General features: G+C 59.9%; 19 protein-coding genes. 4 read left to right on the top strand and 15 right to left on the bottom strand.

Annotated features, from left to right (window positions below; all coding sequences use genetic code 11):
* Positions 1-189: 189 nt before the first annotated feature.
* Positions 190-2,820 carry a phosphoenolpyruvate carboxylase gene (gene ppc, locus ACA061_RS05190; RefSeq protein ID WP_497300753.1) on the bottom strand — a complete coding sequence of 877 codons (2,631 nt, stop codon included), beginning with the start codon at positions 2,818-2,820 and terminating at the stop codon, positions 190-192.
* A 212-nt stretch (positions 2,821-3,032) separates the two neighbouring features.
* On the opposite strand from ppc, the gene ACA061_RS05185 reads away from it, so the two are divergent.
* From ACA061_RS05185 to lptF, 3 genes are all read left to right on the top strand, one after another.
* Positions 3,033-3,377 (top strand): hypothetical protein, encoded by a 345-nt coding sequence (locus tag ACA061_RS05185; protein WP_047299892.1) that lies wholly within the window; start codon positions 3,033-3,035, stop codon positions 3,375-3,377.
* A 375-nt stretch (positions 3,378-3,752) separates the two neighbouring features.
* Entirely contained in the window at positions 3,753-4,157 is a 405-nt protein-coding gene (locus ACA061_RS05180; protein ID WP_042560872.1) for a DUF4398 domain-containing protein, read from the top strand.
* 55 nt (positions 4,158-4,212) lie between these two features.
* A complete protein-coding gene (gene lptF, locus ACA061_RS05175) occupies positions 4,213-5,001 on the top strand; it encodes a lipotoxin F family OmpA-related lipoprotein LptF (protein WP_150604736.1) in 789 nt (262 codons plus the stop codon).
* 142 nt (positions 5,002-5,143) lie between these two features.
* On the opposite strand, the gene ACA061_RS05170 is transcribed toward lptF, so the two are convergent.
* From ACA061_RS05170 to ACA061_RS05105, 14 genes are all read right to left on the bottom strand, one after another.
* Entirely contained in the window at positions 5,144-5,473 is a 330-nt protein-coding gene (locus tag ACA061_RS05170) for a PA3694 family proteiin (RefSeq protein ID WP_150604737.1), read from the bottom strand.
* Positions 5,470-6,375, bottom strand: coding sequence for an alpha/beta hydrolase (locus ACA061_RS05165; RefSeq protein ID WP_150618128.1), 906 nt, complete (start codon positions 6,373-6,375; stop codon positions 5,470-5,472). Before ACA061_RS05165 ends, ACA061_RS05170 begins: the two co-directional genes overlap by 4 nt.
* Before the next feature lie 165 nt (positions 6,376-6,540).
* Positions 6,541-7,818: a flavohemoglobin expression-modulating QEGLA motif protein gene (locus ACA061_RS05160; protein WP_042560877.1), complete on the bottom strand. Its 1,278-nt coding sequence runs from the start codon at positions 7,816-7,818 to the stop codon at positions 6,541-6,543.
* A 33-nt stretch (positions 7,819-7,851) separates the two neighbouring features.
* Positions 7,852-8,406, bottom strand: a complete 555-nt coding sequence (locus tag ACA061_RS05155) for a hypothetical protein (protein WP_210553903.1) — start codon at positions 8,404-8,406, stop codon at positions 7,852-7,854.
* Positions 8,407-8,556: 150 nt separating this feature from the next.
* Entirely contained in the window at positions 8,557-9,270 is a 714-nt protein-coding gene (locus ACA061_RS05150) for a TetR/AcrR family transcriptional regulator (protein WP_150604741.1), read from the bottom strand.
* A 105-nt stretch (positions 9,271-9,375) separates the two neighbouring features.
* Complete coding sequence (lysS, locus tag ACA061_RS05145; protein WP_047299888.1) at positions 9,376-10,878, bottom strand: lysine--tRNA ligase; 1,503 nt, start codon at positions 10,876-10,878, stop codon at positions 9,376-9,378.
* 114 nt (positions 10,879-10,992) lie between these two features.
* A protein-coding gene (gene prfB / locus ACA061_RS05140) for a peptide chain release factor 2 (RefSeq protein WP_150594562.1) occupies positions 10,993-12,088 on the bottom strand; the annotation gives its coding sequence in 2 pieces (ribosomal slippage) (positions 10,993-12,015 and positions 12,017-12,088; 1,095 coding nt in all).
* Between the two features lie 205 nt (positions 12,089-12,293).
* On the bottom strand, positions 12,294-13,295 hold the full coding sequence (locus tag ACA061_RS05135) for a response regulator (RefSeq protein WP_042560882.1): 1,002 nt from the start codon (positions 13,293-13,295) through the stop codon (positions 12,294-12,296).
* 48 nt (positions 13,296-13,343) lie between these two features.
* Positions 13,344-14,354, bottom strand: coding sequence for a chemotaxis response regulator protein-glutamate methylesterase (locus ACA061_RS05130; RefSeq protein ID WP_150603789.1), 1,011 nt, complete (start codon positions 14,352-14,354; stop codon positions 13,344-13,346).
* Positions 14,351-16,639, bottom strand: coding sequence for a hybrid sensor histidine kinase/response regulator (locus tag ACA061_RS05125; protein WP_210701084.1), 2,289 nt, complete (start codon positions 16,637-16,639; stop codon positions 14,351-14,353). The genes ACA061_RS05130 and ACA061_RS05125 overlap by 4 nt, the downstream gene beginning before the upstream one ends.
* Complete coding sequence (locus ACA061_RS05120) at positions 16,636-17,316, bottom strand: chemotaxis protein CheW (RefSeq protein ID WP_210553905.1); 681 nt, start codon at positions 17,314-17,316, stop codon at positions 16,636-16,638. The genes ACA061_RS05125 and ACA061_RS05120 overlap by 4 nt, the downstream gene beginning before the upstream one ends.
* The gene (locus ACA061_RS05115; protein WP_150618133.1) at positions 17,313-18,584 is read right to left on the bottom strand and encodes a CheR family methyltransferase; all 1,272 of its coding nucleotides are present in this window, start codon (positions 18,582-18,584) and stop codon (positions 17,313-17,315) included. Before ACA061_RS05115 ends, ACA061_RS05120 begins: the two co-directional genes overlap by 4 nt.
* A complete protein-coding gene (locus tag ACA061_RS05110) occupies positions 18,581-19,117 on the bottom strand; it encodes a chemotaxis protein CheW (RefSeq protein WP_497300750.1) in 537 nt (178 codons plus the stop codon). The genes ACA061_RS05115 and ACA061_RS05110 overlap by 4 nt, the downstream gene beginning before the upstream one ends.
* Entirely contained in the window at positions 19,117-20,739 is a 1,623-nt protein-coding gene (locus ACA061_RS05105) for a methyl-accepting chemotaxis protein (protein WP_497300749.1), read from the bottom strand. The genes ACA061_RS05110 and ACA061_RS05105 overlap by 1 nt, the downstream gene beginning before the upstream one ends.
* Positions 20,740-21,267: 528 nt before the next feature.
* On the opposite strand from ACA061_RS05105, the gene ACA061_RS05100 reads away from it, so the two are divergent.
* Positions 21,268-21,783 carry an Hcp family type VI secretion system effector gene (locus tag ACA061_RS05100; RefSeq protein WP_007919523.1) on the top strand — a complete coding sequence of 172 codons (516 nt, stop codon included), beginning with the start codon at positions 21,268-21,270 and terminating at the stop codon, positions 21,781-21,783.
* Positions 21,784-21,867: the final 84 nt, after the last annotated feature.

Raw genomic sequence — 21,867 nt, 5'->3', positions numbered from 1 at the left:
TCAAGATACACAGCAGGCTGCGCCCACACAAGACGCCAAAAGTCGGAGAAACCGACGCCCGCCGCGACTTCGGGACGCGGTGACCCAAGTCGCAACCCCATCATTAACTGTCGCTTGGCGAAACATTTCCAGTAGATATCCAGCGGCACCCGACACATGCACCGGGTGCCCTGCCCCGCCGAAAAAACCTTAGCCGGTATTACGCAAACCGGCGGCAATCCCCGCCACAGACACCAGCAACGCTTGCTCCACCGGGCTGCCCTGCTCGACATTCTGTTGTCGCGAGCGGGCGAGCAGCTCGGCCTGCAATAGATGAAGCGGGTCGAGGTAGGTGTTGCGCAGGCGGATGAATTCCAGGGTGTCCGGACTATGCGCCAGTAGCTGCGACTGCCCGGTCAGCCCAAGCACCACGGCGCACGCCTGCGACAATAGGTCGCGTAACTGCGCGCCCAACGGCAGCAAATCCGGCTCGACCAGGCGCTGGTCGTAAGACAACGCAATATCGGCGTCAGCCTTGGCCAGAACCATTTCCAGCATGTCGATGCGCGTGCGAAAGAACGGCCATTGTTCGCGCATCTGCCCGAGCAATTCGCCTTCGCCGCGCTCCAGCGCTTTGCTCAGCGCCGATTCCCAGCCGAGCCAGGCCGGCAGCATCAGCCGCGTTTGCGTCCAGCCGAAGATCCACGGGATCGCCCGCAGACTTTCGATGCCACCCGCGCGGCGCTTGGCCGGACGACTGCCCAATGGCAAGCGCCCCAGTTCCTGCTCCGGAGTGGACTGGCGGAAATACTCGACGAATTGCGGATTTTCCCGCACGACCTGGCGATAGGCGCTGACACCATCAGCGGCCAATTCGTCCATCAGGTGGCGCCATTCCGTTGTTGGCGGCGGCGGTGGCAACAGCGTCGCTTCGAGCACCGCCGCCAGGTACAGATTGAGGTTTTGCTCGGCGATGTCCGGCAGGCCGAATTTGAAACGAATCATTTCTCCCTGCTCGGTGGTGCGGAACCGCCCCGCTACCGATCCCGGCGGCTGCGACAGAATCGCCGCGTGCGCCGGACCACCGCCACGGCCGACAGTGCCACCGCGACCATGGAACAACAGCAGTTCGACTTGCTGTTCACGGCAGATTTCCACCAGCCGTTCCTGGGCGCGATATTGCGCCCACGCCGCTGCGGTGGTGCCCGCATCCTTGGCCGAGTCCGAATAGCCGATCATCACTTCCTGCGGACCTTGCAACCGTGCGCGGTAACCCGGCAGCAGCAACAGACGCTCCATCACCGGGCCGGCGTTGTCGAGGTCGGCGAGGGTTTCAAACAATGGCACCACACGCATCGGCCGCAGTACGCCGGACTCTTTCAGCAGCAACTGCACGGCAAGCACATCGGAAGCGGCGCCTGCCATCGAGATCACGTAGGAACCGAGCGAAGCGCCGGGCGCGGCGGCGATTTCCTTGCAGGTGTTGAGCACTTCAGCGGTGTCGGCGGACGGCTTGAAATGCGCCGGCAGCAACGGCCGACGATTGCTCAGTTCACGGGTCAGAAAGGTAATGCGTTGCTCTTCGTCCCAGTCCTCGTAGCGACCGAGGCCCAGGTAATCAGTAATTTCGGTCATTGCCGAACTGTGCCGCGCGGAGTCCTGACGCACGTCGAGGCGCACCAGGAACAAGCCGAACGTCACCGCCCGGCGCAGACAATCAAGCAATGGGCCGTCGGCGATCACGCCCATGCCGCATTCGTGCAACGAGTTGAAACACAGCTCCAGCGGATCAAGCAGATCACGATTGTTTTGCAGCACATCCGCTGGCGCCGGCGTCGGTGCGGTCAGCGCTGCATGCGCCCAGTTGCGCGTGGAGCGCAGGCGTTCGCGCAATTGCTTGAGTACCGCACGATACGGTTCGGCGCTGTCACCCGCCTGGGCCTTGAGTGCGTCGCTGGCCTGCTGCATCGACAACTCGGCAGCCAGATGATCGATATCGCGCAAGTACAAATCAGCGGCCATCCAGCGCGCCAGCAGCAACACTTCCCGAGTCACCGCAGCGGTGACATTCGGGTTGCCGTCACGGTCGCCGCCCATCCACGAGGCGAAGCGAATCGGCGCAGCCTCCAGCGGCAGACGCAGGCCCGTGGCCTCGTACAAAGCCTTGTCGGCCTTGCGCATATGGTTGGGAATCGCCTGCCACAGCGAGTGTTCGATGACTGCGAACCCCCACTTGGCCTCGTCCACCGGGGTTGGGCGGGTGCGGCGGATTTCTTCGGTGTGCCAGGCTTCGGCGATCAGCCTTTGCAGGGTGTTTTGAATCTGCTCGCGCTCGGCGCTGGTCAGGTCGCGATGATCCTGTGCGGCGAGTTGCGCGGCGATGGCGTCGTACTTCTGGATCAGCGTGCGCCGCGCCACTTCGGTCGGGTGCGCGGTCAGCACCAGTTCGATTTCCAGTCGCCCGAGTTGTCGGGCGAGGGATTCGGCGCTGTGACCTTCATTGCGCAGGCGGGCGAGCAATTCGGGGAGCACCCGGGATTCGAACGGCGCGGGCTGCGACTCTTCGCGACGATGGATCAACTGATACTGTTCGGCGATGTTCGCCAGATTGAGAAACTGGTTGAACGCCCGCGCCACCGGCAGCAATTCGTCTTCGCTCAATTGATTGAGGCTGGCGCTCAGTTCTGCATCCATCGAGCCTCGGCGGTCGGCCTTGGCGCCCTTGCGAATCTGCTCGATCTTGTCGAGAAATTCCTCGCCGTACTGGTCTCGAATGGTATTGCCCAACAGCTCTCCGAGCAGGTGAACATCCTCGCGCAAGCGTGCATCAATATCGGTCATCAGCAGTTCTCCAGCGGTAATCCGGGCGGCCTAGAAACGAGTGCATGACGCAGAGAGTGCCGCTCTACGGCGCTTCTTACAAGCAGGCGACGAAGGGACTTTAAACCTTGTGGCCGAAAGCTAGTCTCAACAGTAAGCCGCATAAAGGCTTGCCGCCGGCCCCGCCGGACACTCACCCAAGCCTGCTACAGCAGGTGCGACATGAGGTCATCATGAAAATCCGTGAACTCGCCCAGCATTGGGAAGAAAACGCCAAGGGTCGCCTGACCGACACTGGCTACACGATTCATCTGGACGTCGAGGCCGCTGCGCGTCTGGCAGCGATTGCCGAGATGTACCCCAAACGCCACCCCGAAGAACTGCTCGGCGAACTGATCGGCGCAGCCCTTGAAGAGTTCGAAGCGAGCCTGCCCTATGTGAAAGGCTCGACGGTGGTTGCGACGGATGAGGAAGGTGATCCGCTGTATGAAGACGTCGGGCCAACGCCGCGTTTTCTGGCGCTGTCACGGCGGCATTTGCAGGATTTGTCATCTGCTGAAAACAAGCAGAAACACTGACTGAACAACACAAAACCTGTGGGAGCTGGCTTGCCAGCGATGGCGTCAGTTCAGTCACTGACATACTGAATCTGATGACCTCATCGCTGGCAAGCCAGCTCCCACATTGAATACATTTGTCCTTCAATGCTGTGTCGCTTTTGCTCATTTCTTAAGCCGCGCGTACCACTCCAGCCCACCAAAGTTCCCGTCCTAGAGCCTTGTCCATTCGGTCAAAAATTATTTAGGCGATAGGCCATCTTTTCTGAACTTTTGAAAACAGCCGCCGGTCGGACCCTGTAACCACTCCTGGAACGAGCGTTTCAAAAACGCGCTGTACAAGACGCTTAAGGCTCCTCGACCAGGATGGATTCAGATGTATTCAGGAGATGCCTAATGGAGTTGAAGACCATGAAAAACCAAACCTCGTTTACCCACCTGCGCGGTCTGAAACTGGCCGCCCTGGCAATCGGCACCAGCTTCGTACTGGCCGGTTGCGCCGGTAATCCACCGACCGAGCAGTACGCCGTGACCCAATCTGCGGTCAACAGCGCCGTCAGCGCCGGTGGTACCGAGTTTGCTGCCGTTGAAATGAAGCAGGCGCAGGACAAACTCAAGCAAGCCGAAATCGCCATGCACGACAAGAAGTACGAAGAAGCTCGTACGCTGTCCGAGCAAGCCGAGTGGGACGCTCGCGTAGCAGAACGCAAGGCTCAGGCCGCCAAGGCTGAACTGGCTGTGAAGGATTCCCAGAAAGGTGTTCAGGAACTGCGTCAGGAAAGTCAGCGCACCGTGAAGTAAGCGCGCATCCCGACCGCAAAGCTGAAACTCTTACCGATAGAAAGGACGACAAATTATGCGTAAGCAACTGATGATTCCCGCTCTTCTGGCCGCAAGCGTTGCCTTGGCTGCCTGCTCCACCCCGCCTAATCCGAACCTGGAGAACGCACGCACCAACTACGCCGGCCTGCAAGCCAACCCGCAGGCGAGCAAAGTCGCGGCGCTGGAAACCAAAGATGCCAGTGAGTACCTGGACAAGGCCGACAAGGCCTACCTGGACAAGCAAGACGCGGCCAAGGTTGACCAACTGGCTTACCTGACCAACCAGCGTGTTGAAGTGGCCAAGCAGACCATTGCCCTGCGCACTGCTGAAAACAATCTGAAGAACGCCTCCGCCCAACGCGCCCAGGCACGTCTGGACGCTCGCGATCAACAGATCAAGCAGTTGCAGGACAGCCTGAATGCCAAGCAGACCGATCGCGGTACGCTGGTGACTTTTGGTGATGTGCTGTTCGCTACCGACCGCGCAGACCTGAAATCCAGCGGTCTGGTGAACATCAATAAACTGGCGCAGTTCCTCCAGGAGAACCCGGATCGCAAAGTGATCGTCGAGGGCTACACCGACAGCACCGGTACCGCCAGCCACAACCAGACGCTGTCCGAGCGTCGTGCCAATTCCGTGCGCACTGCACTGGTGAAAATGGGCGTTGATCCAGCGCGCATCGTCGCTCAGGGTTACGGCAAGGAATATCCGGTTGCCGAGAACGGCAGCGTTTCCGGTCGTGCGATGAACCGTCGCGTGGAAGTGACCATTTCCAACGACAACCAGCCAGTGATGCCACGTTCGGCTGTCAGCTCGAACTAAGCTTCACGCTGTAACGCAAAAGCCCCGCCTGAGTGATCAGGCGGGGCTTTTTTGTTGATCAAAAGATCGCAGCCTTCGGCAACTCATACAGGTGAAATGAAATCCCATGTAGGAGCTGCCGAAGGCTGCGATCTTTTGATTTTTAGGGCTCCAGCTTCTGCGGCGTCTCTTCGCCCATGCAGCGCACGGCTTTTTTCTGGGCATTGATCAGCACGCCGGTCAGACCTTTCTGCTCGGTATCAAACAGCACCAGCACGCCATCAATGCACTGCGCCACTTGCGGTGCCGGGCTCAGCGAGAGTTTGTAGTCTTCGCCCGGCACGGTCTTGAGCATGGTGAATTCATTGAGTAGCAGCGCATCCTCGGGTTTGGCGAAGTGCAGGTAGCCGTAGTACCACAGGGCGCCAACGGTGCCGAGGATGCTGCAGATACCCGTGATGATCAGCGGGATGGCATTACGTTCTTCACTCATTGCGGACTCTCATCTTCAGAATTCGGGGGTTGCGGGTAATTGGGGATTTCGCCGAGGCGGCGCAGGCCGTTGAAGTGCTCGGGATCGTCGAGATAGCGCAGCATCACCTGACGCCAGACCGGGTCGCCGAAAGTCTGTACATGGCCGCCGCGAGTCAACTGCAATACGCGCGGCGGCGGCGCAGCTTGATACAGGCGGATGCCGTTGGATAGAGGCACCAGCGGATCGTCGATGCTGTGGAAGATCAGTTTCGGCACGCCGCTGAGTTGCGGCATTGAATTGATCGCGCTGTCGCCATCCGGCACCAGCCACGACAGCGGTACCTGAAACGGCCAGGTCAGCCACGATGTGCTGAGGGCGTATTGGCCGACGCTGCGATAACTGGCGGGCACGCCGTCGAGCACCAGCGCCTTGAGCTGTTTCTGCCGCTCGGGATGCTGCACCAGCCAATGCACGGCCATCGAGCCGCCGAGGCTTTGGCCGAGGAGGATCAGCGGCTTGCCTTTGATTTCGGGCGCCTTGTCCAACCAGGCGAACGCCGCGTCGATGTCCTGATAGATCGCCGGCAGGCTCGGTTCGCCCTCGGACAAGCCATAGCCGCGATAGTCCACCAACAACACTTGATAGCCGTTTTTCGGCAACCACCAACTTCCGCCCAAATGCATCGGCAAGTTGCCGCCGTTGCCATGCAGGTGCAGGACGGTGCCTTTAACCTCGACACCCGGTTTGGCCGGCAGCCACCAGGCGTTCAGCTTAAGGCCGTCGGCGGTGGTGAGGGTGACGGTGCGGTATTCGAGTTTGGCTTTTTCCGGGGTGAAGATCTGGCCAGGCTCTGGGTAGAACAACAGTGAACTGCAACCGCCGAGGGTCAGGAGCAGGCAAAAGATGCCGAGGATTCTCATCCGGTGAAACCTCGCGAATATTCGGGTTGGAACACAATAATTGTGGCAATCCTGAACCCTGTGGGAGCTGGCTTGCCAGCGATTGCATTCTGTCAGTCAATTTTGATGTTGGCTGACCCGCCGCCATCGCTGGCGAGCCAGCTCCCACAGGGGGTTGTGTAGGGTCTAAAGGATATTGGAATAGTCCGCCTCGATCCGATCCAGACTCAAATGGTTGAGGAAGTTGGAGAAGCACATCCACGCCGACAGCGCATTCAGATCACGGAACTGGTCAGGCAGATATTTCGGCGCCACCACCAGCCCCTCATCCACCAATTGGCGCAAGGTACGCATGTCTTCCAGAGTGGTCTTGCCGCAGAACAACAGTGGAATCTGCTCAAGCTTGCCCTTACGCACGGCCAACTGAATGTAGTTGTAAACCATGATAAAGCCCTTGAGGTAGGACAAGTCTTTGGTGAATGGCAGACCGGTCGGCGTCGACCCGCGGAAAACCCGACTGGCGTTGCCATAGCTTTCCGCCATTTCAAAGCCCTGCTCACGGAAAAACTCGAACACCTGCAAGAAGTCCGCGCCCTCCTCGACCATGTGAATGGCGCGGGTACGGTTGGTCAGTTTGCGCAGACGGCTCGGGTAGGAGGCGAAGGTGATGATTTCCATCAGGATCGCCAGACCTTCCTGAGTCACCGTTGACGACGGCGGGCCCTTGGACAGAAAGGTGCAGATCGGCTGGTTCAAACCGTTGAGCGTGGTGCCGACGTGCACCAGACCCTCGTGAACTTCCAGTGCGCGCACGTCGCGGTCGTTGAACATCGCGTCAGTGCGGATCTTGATGTAGTCGGCGCCCGCCGCCGCATCGGCAACGATACCGTCGGACTCGAACACGCGAATGGTTTCCTCAGCCTCGCCGAACACTTTGTTCAGACGGGTTTGCAACAGGTGCACGGCGTCTTTGGCGGTGAGGGTTTTCGGCTCGTCCTTCAGGTCGCCACGGCCATCGATGTTGTTCAGATAGTCGGACATCATCAGGCCGAGGTCGGCCAAGGTCGGGTCACCGGCGTGGAATGCGTCGGACGCAGCGCCGTACAATTCTTGGGAGATCAGACCGAAATCTTCGGTGCCGCGCGCTTCGAGCATACGCACCACCATGCGATATTCCTTGCACATGCGCCGCATGATCTGCCCGACCGGGTTGAACTGGCCGAGCTGGCGAGTGATGTCGCGCTCGATGTTCTGGAATTCCAGTTTGACCTTGCTCGAATCGAACGCCAGCGGCCGGTTCAGGTAATAGTCGCGATCCACCGCCGGCATTTCCTTGCCCTTGGCCTTGAGAAAACCCTTGCGGATGCTTTCGTCCCACTTGACCGCGTCAAGAACACGGATTGGCGTCTGCGCCAGCACAATGCGATCGGACAATATGCGTATCGACTGCTGGTAATCGTCCACCCGAAACTCCTGTAAAAAACCTGATGTTTTGAATTATTTGGCGCCGGCCCGACGCTGATAGCGCGCCGCTTCGACAAAGACATCGGAATTGGCCGGATCGTCGAGGTAAGCGAAGACTTTGTCGAGGTTGCTGTCGACCAGAACGCCATCGCCGTCGTCGGTCTGGAAGGCCTGACCGTCGAGGGCTTTGTGTTGGATTGCCTGATTGATCTGCTCGAGATCGAGGTTGTACACCACCAGCTCATGTTTGTCGGTAAGTTCGAAACCGGCGATGGTGTAGTGGCCACCGAACTGCGCCGGCACTTTCGCCGACAGGTACCAGCGATTGCCACGATGCGAGACGGTGAACGGATAGGCTTCGCGCTCGCGGGGTTTGGCTTTGAAATAGGTGACGGCCTGATAGCGGTTGTTGCCCAGACGGGTCAGCTCAAGGTTCATCGGCTCGCCCCAGGCATTGACGCTCGACCACTTGCCGAGCAGACCCTTGGGCGCCGGTTCATGGGTGGACAGCGGCGATTTGAACGTCACCAGACAGCCACTGAGCAGCAGGAACGACAAGGCGATCAGCACGCCACGCCAGGCTTTCATTCGATACTCCCTATGAACCTGAATCACCTTTCTCTGCAGGAGCTGCCGAAGGCTGCGATCTTTTGATCCTGATTTCTAAAAGCAAGATCAAAAGATCGCAGCCTTCGGCAGCTCCTACATTGGGACCGGCGTCAGGCGGACCACATTGCGTTACACCGACGCGAGGACCAAATGCATATACCGCGTCAGAATCCCCAGCATCTCTTCCTCCGCCAAAGGCTCGGCGTCGTTGAGCAGGCCCTGATATTCCATCCGTCCGATAATCGCCGTCAACACCTTGGCATCTTGCTGCGGCTCACGCGAGCCCAAGACCTGAAACAACTGGCAGGTACCCTGCAGCAAAATCTGCTGATGCGAGCGCACCAGAATCGCCAGGCGCGGGTTGAGCAGCGCTTCCTGACGGAATGCCTGCTCGGCCATCAAATGCTCGCGACGGTTGAGCAGCTGTCGCTGCACGTAATCGGCCATCAACCGGGCAATATCATCGGCCAGTTGCGAGCGCGACTCGGGGCTGCCGTCACCGCTGACGACCATATCGCGCAGCAGCCCTTCATTGTTGATCCACAGCTTGGCCATGTATTCGGCACTGCGTTCAACGTATTGGGCAAAGGTATCGGTGAGCAGGTCATCGATGTCCTTGAAGTAGTAAGTGGTGGCCGAGAGCGGCACCGCCGCTTCCGCAGCCACTGCACGGTGGCGTACGGCGCGCACGCCATCACGCACGACAATGCGCATTGCCGCGTCGAGAATGTCCTGACGACGCTGCTCACTGCCCTGTCGGCTGGCCTTGCGACCCTGGTACTGAACACTTTCAGCGACCGCAGTGGCGATACCCGCTGCACCTTCTTGAGCGATTGCAACCATCACGACAGGCATTCCTCTGTTATTTCAAAAGTAACCAAACGATACATTTGTACCAGACAGGCAATAAAAAGCCGCCTGTTTTAGGCGGCTTTTTAACTGAAACGTTTACGCTTGCGGTCGCATGTGCGGGAACAGGATCACATCGCGAATCGACGGCGAGTTGGTCAGCAACATCACCAGACGGTCGATGCCGATACCTTCACCGGCCGTTGGCGGCATGCCGTACTCCAGCGCACGAACGAAGTCGGCGTCGTAGTGCATGGCTTCGTCGTCGCCGGCGTCCTTGTCGGCCACCTGCGCCATGAAGCGCTCGGCCTGGTCTTCCGCGTCGTTCAACTCGGAATAGGCGTTGGCGATTTCACGGCCACCGATGAACAGCTCGAAACGGTCAGTGACGTTCGGGTTGTCGTCATTGCGACGAGCCAGCGGCGACACTTCGAACGGGTACTGAGTGATGAAGTGCGGCTGCTCCAGCTTGTGCTCGACCAGTTCTTCGAAAATCATCACTTGCAGCTTGCCCAGACCTTCGAAGCCCAGCACCTTGGCGCCGGCCTTCTTGGCGATGGCGCGAGCCTTGTCGATGTCGTTCAGATCATCGGCGGTCAGCTCAGGGTTGTACTTGAGGATCGAGTCGAACACCGACAGGCGCACGAACGGCTCGCCGAAGTGGAACACCTTGTCGCCGTACGGCACGTCGGTGCTGCCCAGAACCAGCTGCGCCAGTTCACGGAACAACTCTTCGGTCAGGTCCATGTTGTCTTCGTAGTCGGCGTAAGCCTGGTAGAACTCCAACATGGTGAATTCAGGGTTGTGACGGGTCGAGACGCCTTCGTTACGGAAGTTGCGGTTGATCTCGAAAACCTTCTCGAAACCGCCAACCACCAGACGCTTGAGGTACAACTCAGGCGCGATACGCAGGAACATTTCCATGTCCAGCGCATTGTGGTGGGTTTCGAACGGCTTGGCCGCAGCGCCGCCGGGAATGGTTTGCAGCATTGGTGTTTCGACTTCGAGGAAGTCGCGCTGCATCAGGAAGCTGCGGATGTGCGCAATCACTTGCGAACGCACGCGGAACGTCTGGCGCACTTCTTCGTTGACGATCAGGTCAACGTAACGCTGACGGTAGCGTTGTTCGGTGTCGGTCAGGCCGTGGTGCTTGTCCGGCAGCGGGCGCAGCGACTTGGTCAGCAGGCGCACGGTGGTCATTTCAACGTACAGGTCGCCTTTGCCGGAACGGGCCAGGGTGCCTTCGGCAGCAATGATGTCGCCCATGTCCCAGGTTTTCACCGCGGCCAGGGTTTCTTCGGACAGGGTCTTGCGGTTGACGTAGACCTGAATGCGACCGGTCATGTCCTGGATCACCATGAACGAGCCACGGTTGAGCATGATGCGACCGGCAACCTTGACCGGGATTGCAGCCTCTGCCAGCTCTTCCTTGGTCTTGTCCGCGTACTGTTTCTGCAACGCATCGCAGTAGTTGTCGCGGCGGAAGTCGTTCGGGAAGGCATTGCCCTTGGCGCGCTCGGCAGCAAGCTTTTCCTTGCGCAGGGCGATCAGGGAGTTTTCTTCCTGTTGCAGGGCTTGCGGATCGAGTTGTTGGTCGCTCATGTCTTTAGATATTCCATCAGGTTCGTTGCCCCCGGGCCTTGCAGCCCGGGGATCGCCAGCAGGGCTGGCTCCTACAGGGATCGCGTTGAATCAGCCGACCCTGTATTGCGTCTTTTACAGCCCTGATTTCAGGCTGGCTTCCAGGTATTCATCGATGTCGCCATCGAGCACCTTGTCGCAGTCGCTGCGTTCGATGTTGGTCCGCAGGTCTTTGATTCGCGACGCGTCGAGCACGTAAGAGCGAATCTGGTGACCCCAGCCGATGTCGGACTTGGTGTCTTCCAGCGCCTGGGAAGCGGCGTTGCGCTTCTGCATTTCCTGCTCGTACAACTTGGCCCGCAGCATTTTCATGGCGGTGTCCTTGTTGGCGTGCTGGGAACGTTCGTTCTGGCAGCTGACCACGGTGTTGGTCGGTACGTGAGTAATACGTACGGCCGAGTCGGTGGTGTTTACGTGCTGACCACCGGCACCCGAGGAACGATAGGTGTCGATCCGCAGGTCTGCCGGGTTGATTTCGATTTCCACTTTGTCATCGATCTCTGGCGAGACGAAAACCGCGGAGAACGAGGTGTGGCGACGGTTGCCGGAGTCAAACGGGCTCTTGCGCACCAGGCGGTGCACGCCAATCTCGGTCCGCAGCCAGCCAAAGGCGTATTCACCCTTGATGTGCACGGTCGCGCCCTTGATCCCGGCGACTTCACCGGCGGACAGTTCCATGATGGTCGCGTCGAAACCGCGTTTGTCAGCCCAGCGCAGGTACATGCGCAGCAGGATGTTGGCCCAGTCCTGCGCTTCGGTGCCGCCGGAACCGGCCTGGATGTCCAGGTAGGCGTTGTTCGGGTCCATTTCATGGCTGAACATACGGCGGAATTCGAGCTTGGCCAGGTTGGCCTCGAGACGGGCCAGTTCAGCGACGACATCGCCCACTGCGCCTTCGTCGTTTTCTTCGACAGCCATGTCGAGCAGGTCGCGGCAATCGGCCAGACCGCCGTTCAATTCGTCGAGGGTATCGACGATTTGCGCCAGCGCAGAGCGCTCGCGGCCCAGTTCCTGGGCGTATTCAGGTTTGTTCCAGACACTCGGATCTTCAAGCTCGCGATTGACTTCAGTCAGACGCTCATGCTTTTGATCGTAGTCAAAGATACCCCCGAATAGTTTCGGAGCGCTCGGACAGGTCCTTGATGGTGTTCAGGATCGGGTTGATTTCCATGGCGGGCAGCACTCGTTGGCGAACTTTTGAAAGCCGGCGAGTATAACGTAATCGGGCTGTAACGGCAGCCCGTCTGGCGGGGCGAATCGAGCATTAATGAACTGTAGGAGCTGCCGAAGGCTGCGATCTTTTGATTTTTTAAAGATCAAAAGATCGCAGCCTTCGGCAGCTCCTACAGGGTTTTGCATTTGTCGTGGGAGTCGGGTTACTCGATCCCGACCTGATTACGCCCGTTGTTCTTGGCCAAGTACAACCCACGATCGGCCGCCGATATCAGCAACCGGCAATCGCTGCCCGCCTGCGGCACCATGGTCGCCAGACCAATGCTGATAGTCAGGCTCGTCCCTTCGCTGGGCGCAATGTGTGGAATCTTCAGTGAAGCCACGGTCTGGCGCAGTTTTTCCGCCACCAGTCGTGCGCCGCCCGGCGAAGTATTCGGCAGCACCAGCGCAAATTCCTCACCACCGTAACGCGCCGGCAAGTCCGAGGGGCGCGCACTGGCATCGCGAATGGCCGTGGCGACCTTGCGCAATGCTTCATCGCCTTCGACATGGCCGAACGTGTCGTTATAGGACTTGAAGTAATCGACGTCGATCATCAGCAACGACAACTGGCTCTGGTCGCGCAACGAGCGGCGCCATTCCAGCTCCAGGTATTCGTCGAAGTGGCGGCGGTTCGACAGCCCGGTCAGGCCATCGGAGTTCATCAGGCGTTGCAGCACCAGGTTAGTGTCGAGCAACTGCTGCTGACTGACGCGCAGGGCACGGTAGGCCGCGTCTCGTTGCAGTAACGTCATGTAGGAGCGCGAGTGATAGCGGATGCGCGCCACCAGTTCGATGGTGTCCGGCAGCTTCACCAGATAATCGTTGGCACCCGCGGAGAACGCCGCGCTCTTGATCAGCGGGTCTTCCTTGGTCGACAGGACAATGATCGGAATGTCCTTGGTCGCCGGGTGATTGCGGTACTCGCGCACCAGGCTCAGGCCGTCAAGACCGGGCATCACCAGGTCCTGGAGAATGACCGTCGGCTTGATCCGCACCGCTTGCGCAATGGCCTGATGCGGGTCGGAACAGAAGTGGAAGTCGATGTTTTCTTCGTTCGACAGCCCACGGCGCACGGCTTCGCCGATCATCGCCTGATCGTCTACCAACAACACCATGGCGGCGTTTTCGTCGGTTTTAATGTCGTCGATCTGTAAATCATTCATGGGCTGTCACCTGATTACTGCGGGGGCCAGGATTGCGGATAAAACTGTTCATTTGGGGAAAATCTCCAGCAATCGTGGCGCTATCTTTTCCAGTGGGCGGATTTCTACGGCGGCATCAATCGCCGCGGCAGCCTTGGGCATGCCGTACACCGCACTGCTTTGCTGATCCTGGGCGATGGTCAAATAACCCTGTTGGCGCATGAGCTTAAGCCCTTGCGCGCCATCTCGCCCCATCCCGGTCAACAAAACCCCGACCGCATCGCCGTTCCAATAGCTGACAACGCTCTCGAAAAACACGTCGATCGAAGGTCGGTAGATCTCGTTGACCGGCTCGGCGGTGTAGGCCAGCGTGCCGTTTTTCAATAAGCGAATATGGTGGTTGGTGCCGGCCAACAGCACGACGCCGGCCTGCGGCGGTTCGCCTTCACGCGCCAGACGCACGTCCAGGCCACTGGCGCTGGCGAGCCATTCGGCCATGCCGGCAGCGAACACCTGATCGACATGCTGCACCAGCACAATGGCCGCCGAGAAATCCTTGGGCAAGCCTTTGAGCAGCACCTCCAGCGCCGCCGGCCCGCCAGCGGACGAGCCGATCGCCACCAGCCGCTGGCGCGAGGCCGAACTGCGCTGGGGCGTAGGCGCCGGACGCGCGCGCGGCGTTTTCTCGCCGATCAGCCAGCCGATGTTGAGGATCTTGCGCAGCAACGGTGCCGCCGCTTCCTGCGCATTGCCTGCGCCAATGGCCGGCGTATCGACCACATCCAGCGCGCCATGCCCCATCGCTTCGAAGACCCGGTGCACGTTCTGCTGGCGGTCGACCGTCACAATGACGATGGCGCACGGCGTCTCGGCCATGATCCGCCGAGTGGCTTCGACGCCGTCCATCACCGGCATGATCAAGTCCATCAGGATCAGATCCGGCGTATTTTCCGCGCACAGACGCACCGCCTCGGCGCCGTTGTAAGCGACCCAGACCACCTGATGCGCCGGCTCGAAGGCCACCGCCCGGCGCAAGGCCTCCACCGCCATTGGCATGTCGTTGACGATTGCGATTTTCATGCCCGCGCTCCTCCGATGAGCTCGACCACTGCATCAAGCAGGGCGTCGTCATGAAAACTGGCTTTGGCTAAATAATAGTCGGCGCCGGCGTCCAGTCCACGGCGGCGATCCTCTTCGCGATCCTTGTACGAAACGACCATCACCGGCAGCGATTGCAAACGGTTGTCGCGGCGCAACAAGGTCACCAGTTCGATACCGTCCATGCGTGGCATGTCGATGTCGGTAATCAGCAAATCGAAATCCTCCGAACGCAGCGCGTTCCAACCGTCCATACCGTCCACCGCGACGGCCACGTCGTAGCCGCGATTGAGCAGCAGCTTGCGTTGCAATTCGCGCACGGTCAGCGAGTCGTCGACCACCAGCACCCGCTTGCGCGCGGCTTCTGCGGCTTGATTGCCATGGCGGGCGATGCGCTCCAGGCGACCGGTATTGAGCAGTTTGTCGACCGAACGCAGCATGTCTTCGACATCGACGATCAGCACCACCGAACCGTCATCGAGCAAGGCACCGGCGGAGATGTCCTGGATTTTGCCCAGACGCTCGTCCAGTGGCAGTACGACCAACGTGCGCTCGCCAACGAAGCGTTCGACAGCCACGCCGTAAATCGCTTCGCGCTCACGAATCACCACGACCTTCAGGGTTTCGCTGCTGCTCTGGCTGGCCGGGCGGTTCAACAACTGACTGGCAGCGACCAACCCGACATGCCGGCCTTCGTGCCAGAAATGCTGACGACCTTCGACCTGAACGATGTCATCGCGCTCCAGGTCGCACATGCGTTCAATGTGCGCCAGCGGGAACGCGTACGCTTCTTCACCGACCTCCACCACCAGGCTGCGCACCACCGACAAGGTCAGCGGCACTTCGAGATGAAAACGGCTGCCCTCGCCCGCCGTCTGCTCCAGCTCTACCGCACCGCGCAACTGGCGCACCATGTGCTGCACGGCGTCGAGGCCGACGCCACGGCCCGACACTTCGGTCACCGTATCGCGCAGGCTGAAACCGGGCAGGAACAGGAACGTCAGCAGCTCCTCTTCACTCAATTGCGCCGCCGTTTCGGCCGGGGACAATTGGCGCGCGACGATGCTGCGGCGGACTTTTTCCAGATCGACGCCGTTGCCGTCATCGCTCAATTCCAGCACCAGCAATCCAGCCTGATGCGAGGCGCGCAGACGGATCAGGCCTTCCTCGGGTTTGCCCTTGAGCAAGCGCTGTTCAGGGGTTTCGATGCCATGGTCGACCGCGTTGCGCAGCAGATGGGTAAGCGGTGCTTCGAGTTTTTCCAGCACATCGCGGTCGACCTGGGTTTTCTCGCCTTCGATTTCCAGTCGCACCTGCTTGCCGAGGCTGCGGCCCAGATCACGCACCATCCGCGCCTGACCGCTGAGCACGTCAGCAAAGGGGCGCATGCGACAGGCCAGTGCCGTGTCGTAGAGCACTTGTGCACGCTGGCTGGCTTGCCAGGCGAACTCATCGAGTTCGGCGTTCTTTTCGGCCAGCAGTTGTTGCGACTCGGAAAGCAGGCGCCGCGCATCCTCCAACGCTTCCAGCGCCTCAAGGCTAAGGGCATGCTCCTTGAGATGGACATTGAGGTTTTCCAGCGCGCGCAGGCCATTGTTCTGCATGCGCTTGAGACGCTGCATGGTGGCCAGATGCGGTTTGAGGCGCTGGGTTTCCACCAGCGATTTGCTCGACAGATCGAGCAGGCTGTTCAGGCGCTCGGCAGTGACGCGCAATACGCGCTCGCCCCCCTCAGTAGTACGCCTGTTTTTGCGGGGTACGGGGTCGGATGTTTCAACCGGGGCTTCTATAGAAGGCGCTGAAGTGGGTTCAACCGCTGTCGGCGCCGCCATTTGCAACTCGGCCATGACAGTTGCGGCGACAGGGATTGGCGCGGCCGATGGGTCAAGCAGTTGCCCCATCAACGCCACATACGCCTCGATGTCTGCCGGTTGCGGCGCACTCGCTGGCGTCGCAATGCGCATCAGCAAATCGGTGCCCTGCAATAACGCGTCGATGTGTTCCGGGCGCAGCAGTAACCGCCCCTCTTGGGCGCTGACCAGGCAATCCTCCATCACATGGGCAACGCTGACGCCGCTGTCGACGCCGACGATCCGCGCCGCGCCTTTGAGCGAGTGCGCCGCGCGCATGCATGACTCGAGGTGATCGGCCTGGGTCGGGTTGCGTTCCAGCGCCAACAGCCCTGCGCTGAGGACCTGCGTCTGGGCTTCGGCTTCAAGGCTGAACAGCTCAAGCAGCGAGGCGTCGCGCATTTGCTCGGGGGTCATGTGAGGCTCCGGGTCACGGCGGACAACAGCTGTTCTTCATTCAACCAACGCAGGCTGCGACCCCGTAATTGCAGCACGCCACGGGTGAATTTGGCACTGGCTTGAGCACCGGACTGCGAGGCGGCATCAAGAATTCGCTCGTCAATGGCATGAATGCCGTCGACTTCATCCACCGGCACGACCACCGGCCCGCCATCGGCGGCGATGATCAGCATGCGCGGCATGATCCGCGCGCCGGGCGCCGGCGCGGCGCTGCCATCCAGATCCAGCAATTCGACCAGCGACAAGCAGGCCACCAGTGCACCGCGCACATTCGCCACGCCGAGCAAGGCGCGCGAACGCTGATGCGGCAGCGAGTGAATCGCCTGCATCGGCGCCACTTCAACGAGGCTGCGCGTGGCCAGTCCCAGCCACTCTTCACCGAGACGGAACATCAGCAGCGATCGGGTCTTCAGGTCGGTTTCGACCACTGCCGCCACCGGGTCGCGCTCGTCCTGCTGCAAGGCATAACGATCGAGCAGGCGTGTGGCGGCGGCGGAATACACCGAGCAATTGCGGCAATGGATGTGTTCTTCCAGCAGCGGGCACGACTTGTCACCGTGGATGCCGATGCGGTTCCAGCAATCATCGATGGCCCGGGCGTCTTCATGGGTGACGTTCAAGGTGTCGGCGATCATCGTTTACGCTCACTGTCGGCGGTGCGGCCGCTGCGGGCGGCGCGTTCCTGCAATCGTCTGGCACCGACGCTGTCGCCCTGAGCCTGCAACAGTGCGGCCAGGTGCATCAACGCTTCGGAATGTTGCGGTTCGAGGTACAAGGCTTTGCGATAGAAACCCTGGGCTTCGAGCGTCAGGCCGGCGACATCGCTGAGCAGGCCAAGCCAATAGAACACCTGCGCCACGGGTTCGTGGCTGCGCAAGTATTGATCGCACGCGGCGCGGGCCTCAGCACTTTTGCCTTCGTTGGCCAGCGCGGCGATGTTCGCCAGCAAGGTGGCCGCGTCCGGGTTCGCGCTTTTTCTCGTTACTGGCAACGGTGTCACTGCAGCAAACGGTCGATTGCGCACCGGCGGTGGCGGCGTGCTGCGTATCGGTTGGCTGACCGGTAGAGCAACGGGCCTGGCAACCGGCAATGGCTCTGGCTGCGGGTCGCTGTGGCGACTGAACGCAAACGACTGCGCAATGCCGATCGAACGCATGCCCAGACGCCCAAGCAAGCTGCCCTCGGCCGGACCGATAAACAGCACGCCGTCGACGTGGGTCAGGCGCTTGAGCACTTCGAAGACTTGCTGCTGGGTCGGCTGATCGAAATAGATCAGCAAGTTGCGACAGAACACGAAATCGAAGGCTGGCTCGGTGGCCAACAGCGTCGGATCGAGCACATTGCCGACCTGCAAGCGCACTTGCTCGCGTACGGTTTCGTTGACGCGATGACCGTCCTGCTCAGCGCTGAAGTGACGGTCACGATAGTCCAGATCCTGCCCGCGAAACGAGTTCTTGCCGTACAGCGCCCGCCGCGCCTTATCCACCGACAGCGGGCTGACGTCCATGCCGTCGACCTTGAACTGATGCGGTTTAAGCCCGGCATCGAGCAACGCCATGGCAATCGAATAAGGTTCTTCGCCGGTAGAGCACGGCAGGCTGAGAATGCGCAATGCGCGCATGTTGTTCAGCTCGGCGAGACGCTGGCGCGCGAGTTTGCCGAGTGTGGCGAAGGATTCCGGATAACGGAAAAACCAGGTTTCGGGAACGATTACCGCCTCGATCAGTGCCTGTTGCTCGTCCCGCGAGCCTTGCAGCAGTTGCCAGTACTCGTCGGCGTGCGCCGCTTGCGAAAGCGTCGTGCGCTGGCGCACCGCGCGCTCAATGATCGCCGGGCCCACCGAGGTGACATCGAGGCCAATACGCTCCTTGAGGAAGTCGAAAAAACGCTGATCGCTACTCATGGCTGCGCCTCAAGTTGCGCCGGATCACGCGGCGGCGAGGGAAACAGCAACGTGCGCACGGCGTCATCGAGCAAGTCATTGACCTTCACCCACTGCACCAGCCCCTGGGCATCTTCACGCACCGGGCCGAGGTAGGGCGCCTCACGGTTGTCGAGGCCGTAGGGCTGAAAATCTTCCGGATTGCAGCGCAGGGTATCGGTGGCCTGTTCAAGAATCAGCCCAAGCCGTAGCTCTGGGTGCGACTCATCCGGGCGATAGTGAACCAGCACCAGTCGCGTACTGGTTCGCGCCTCGGCGGGTTTGCCAAACGTCAGCGCGCTGAGGTCAATCACCGGTACCACCGCGCCGCGGTAAGCGACCACCCCGGCAACCCAATGCGGCGCGTGGGCAATCGGTTTCAATGGCAGGCGCGGCAGCACTTCCGCCACTTCGGTGGCGCGCAATGCGTAGCGCTCGCTGCCAATGCGAAACAGCAGGAACAACGCCTGCTTCGCCACCTGCGCAGCGCTGCGTTTGGCGATGATTTCGCTCATCAGACTTTGAATCGCGAAACGCCGCTGCGCAGCCCGACGGCTACCTGGCTCAGTTCGTCGATGGCGAAACTGGCCTGACGCAGCGACTCGACGGTCTGGCTGCTGGCATCACCCAACTGCACCAGCGCATGGTTGATCTGCTCGGCGCCGGTGGCCTGAGCCTGCATGCCTTCATTGACCATCAACACCCGTGGCGCCAGCGCCTGCACCTGATGGATGATCTGCGACAGCTGCTCGCCGACCTGCTGCACCTCGGACATGCCGCGGCGCACCTCCTCGGAGAACTTGTCCATGCCCATCACCCCGGCAGACACCGCCGACTGGATCTCACGAACCATTTGTTCGATGTCATAAGTGGCTACAGCAGTTTGATCCGCCAGACGACGCACTTCGGTGGCGACCACGGCAAAACCGCGACCGTATTCACCGGCCTTCTCCGCTTCAATGGCGGCGTTGAGCGACAGCAGGTTGGTCTGATCAGCGACCTTGACGATGGTCACCACCACCTGATTGATGTTGCCAGCCTTCTCATTGAGGATCGCCAGTTTGGCGTTGACCAGATCAGCAGCGCCCATGACCGAGTGCATGGTGTCTTCCATGCGGGCCAGACCCTGCTGACCGGAACCGGCGGCCACCGAGGCCTGATCGGCAGAGGTCGACACTTCAGTCATGGTGCGCACCAGATCGCGCGAGGTCGCGGCAATTTCACGGGACGTTGCGCCGATTTCCGTTGTCGTGGCAGCGGTTTCGGTGGCGGTGGCTTGTTGTTGCTTGGAGGTGGCGGCAATCTCTGTCACCGACGTGGTCACCTGCACCGACGAACGTTGGGCCTGGGAAACCAACGCAGTCAGCTCGGTCATCATGTCGTTGAAGCCGGTTTCCACTGCACCGAACTCGTCTTTGCGGTCGAGATTCAAACGGCCGCTCAAATCGCCGGTACGCATGATTTCGAGGATTTTCACGATGCGGTTCATCGGCGCCATGATCGCACGCATCAACAGGAAACCGCAGGCACCGGCCGCCAGCACAGCCACCAGCAACGAGACGAGCATGCTGACCTTGGCAGCCGCTACTGCCTCGTCGATATTGGCCATGGCCTGATCGGCGACGGTCTTGTTCTCGCCGATGATATCGTTGAGCTTCATCCGTCCGCTGTACCACGCCGGGGTCAGCTTCTCGTTGAACAACTTGAGCGCATCGGCCTCCAGGTTGCGTCCGTGCAGGTCCAGCACCTGATCCTGAATTTTCATATAGGCGTCGTGGTACTTCTCGAACGCAGCGAACTCGGTACGGTCCTGGTCGGTGGCCATGGTTTTGCGGTAGTTGGCCATTTGTTCTTGCAGGCGGTTTTCGAACGCCTTGTAATCCGCCGCATCCTCGCTGGAAATCCCCTGCCCGCCCTTTAACCCGAGCAACTCCTGCGTCTGCAAATAGCTGTCGACCCAGGCACCGCGAATCATCGAGCTGTAATAAACCCCGGGGATCGCATCATCGCGGACGCTGTTTTCACTGGCTTCGATTTTCAACAGCCGCGAATACGAGAGAACCACCATCAGAAACATGATGGCGATAATCACCGCAAAGCTCGCCAAAATGCGTTGGCGCAACGTCCAGTTCTTCACAGTGATTCCTCGTGCCTAGGTCGAAATGCGGGGAGTATAGCCGAGGGCGGTGTCTCATTAATAAGACGCTTTTTAACCCCCTGACCTGTCGGCGTTAAGCACAACAGGCTCTGGCTTGGGACTTTCCAGTAACCGGAAGATGGCTGACCAGTGACGGAACGGCAAAAAATGGCGCGGGATTGGTCATTTGTTCAAAACCAGCAATTTCCGGGCAGCGCCATCACTTGGCCATACTGCGCAAGAAGTTGCGCACATGGTCATAATATTTTGCCTTTAAAATCGCTGCAGCCCATGCTTCACGAGGCCTGCAGCCAAGTGCGCAAGAAGTTGCGCAGTACTGCGCAACTTCTTGCGCACTTTCGCCTTCGATTCCGTGTAAAAAACCCTCGCAACCGCAGTCCAGAGCACTTTGCCCCCCGCCCTCCGGGGACTTGGCAAAACCTGGCACGCTCCTTGATAACAGTCAGGCACCCACCGGGCGATTTCGCCTCCCGGGCACCTTAAATTTATCCGCAAGGAGAGCACCCCATGGCAACACCAGCGTACATGTCGGTTACCGGCGAAAAACAAGGCCTGATCACTGCAGGCGCATTCACCGCTGACTCCGTTGGCAACACCTACCAGGAAGGCCACGAAGACCAGGTCATGGTTCAGGCTTTCAGCCACGACGTGATCATCCCGCGTGACCCGCAATCCGGTCAGCCAACCGGTCAGCGCGTACACAAGCCAGTTGTGATCACCAAGGTCTACGACAAGGCTTCGCCACTGCTGCAAGCCGCTCTGACTTCCGGCGAGCGCATGAGCGAAATCGTTATCCAGTGGTTCCGTACTTCGGCTCAAGGTACTCAAGAGCACTACTACACCACCAAACTGGAAGACGCGATCATCGTCGCCATCAACAACAAAATGCACAACTGCCAGGATCCAGGCAACTCGCACTTCACCCACCTGGAAGAAGTGCAGTTCACCTACCGCAAAATCACCTGGACCCACGAAGTATCCGGTACTTCGGGTTCCGATGACTGGCGTGCTCCAGTCGTTTAATTACGGCTGATCGTTACAAGCATCGGCCAGCTCTGCTGGTCGATGTTGTTTACGCCCCTCCAGAATTTAGCGTACGTTGACCCG

Source organism: Pseudomonas sp. LBUM1668, assembly GCF_059695715.1.
Note: the sequence above shows the minus strand (reverse complement) of the source record. Positions and strands in the feature narration are given on the sequence as shown.

What these genes read in the sequence shown, in the direction of transcription:
- ACA061_RS05110 (WP_497300750.1), bottom strand. Translation starts at nt 19,117, where the DNA reads ATGAGCGAAATCATCGCCAAACGCAGCGCTGCGCAGGTGGCGAAGCAG.
- lptF (WP_150604736.1), top strand. Translation starts at nt 4,213, where the DNA reads ATGCGTAAGCAACTGATGATTCCCGCTCTTCTGGCCGCAAGCGTTGCC.
- ACA061_RS05115 (WP_150618133.1), bottom strand. Translation starts at nt 18,584, where the DNA reads ATGAGTAGCGATCAGCGTTTTTTCGACTTCCTCAAGGAGCGTATTGGC.
- ACA061_RS05155 (WP_210553903.1), bottom strand. Translation starts at nt 8,406, where the DNA reads ATGAAAGCCTGGCGTGGCGTGCTGATCGCCTTGTCGTTCCTGCTGCTC.
- ACA061_RS05130 (WP_150603789.1), bottom strand. Translation starts at nt 14,354, where the DNA reads ATGAAAATCGCAATCGTCAACGACATGCCAATGGCGGTGGAGGCCTTG.
- ACA061_RS05170 (WP_150604737.1), bottom strand. Translation starts at nt 5,473, where the DNA reads ATGAGTGAAGAACGTAATGCCATCCCGCTGATCATCACGGGTATCTGC.
- ACA061_RS05120 (WP_210553905.1), bottom strand. Translation starts at nt 17,316, where the DNA reads ATGATCGCCGACACCTTGAACGTCACCCATGAAGACGCCCGGGCCATC.
- ACA061_RS05185 (WP_047299892.1), top strand. Translation starts at nt 3,033, where the DNA reads ATGAAAATCCGTGAACTCGCCCAGCATTGGGAAGAAAACGCCAAGGGT.
- ACA061_RS05150 (WP_150604741.1), bottom strand. Translation starts at nt 9,270, where the DNA reads ATGGTTGCAATCGCTCAAGAAGGTGCAGCGGGTATCGCCACTGCGGTC.
- ACA061_RS05125 (WP_210701084.1), bottom strand. Translation starts at nt 16,639, where the DNA reads ATGACCCCCGAGCAAATGCGCGACGCCTCGCTGCTTGAGCTGTTCAGC.
- ACA061_RS05165 (WP_150618128.1), bottom strand. Translation starts at nt 6,375, where the DNA reads ATGAGAATCCTCGGCATCTTTTGCCTGCTCCTGACCCTCGGCGGTTGC.
- ppc (WP_497300753.1), bottom strand. Translation starts at nt 2,820, where the DNA reads ATGACCGATATTGATGCACGCTTGCGCGAGGATGTTCACCTGCTCGGA.
- lysS (WP_047299888.1), bottom strand. Translation starts at nt 10,878, where the DNA reads ATGAGCGACCAACAACTCGATCCGCAAGCCCTGCAACAGGAAGAAAAC.
- ACA061_RS05180 (WP_042560872.1), top strand. Translation starts at nt 3,753, where the DNA reads ATGGAGTTGAAGACCATGAAAAACCAAACCTCGTTTACCCACCTGCGC.
- ACA061_RS05100 (WP_007919523.1), top strand. Translation starts at nt 21,268, where the DNA reads ATGGCAACACCAGCGTACATGTCGGTTACCGGCGAAAAACAAGGCCTG.
- ACA061_RS05135 (WP_042560882.1), bottom strand. Translation starts at nt 13,295, where the DNA reads ATGAATGATTTACAGATCGACGACATTAAAACCGACGAAAACGCCGCC.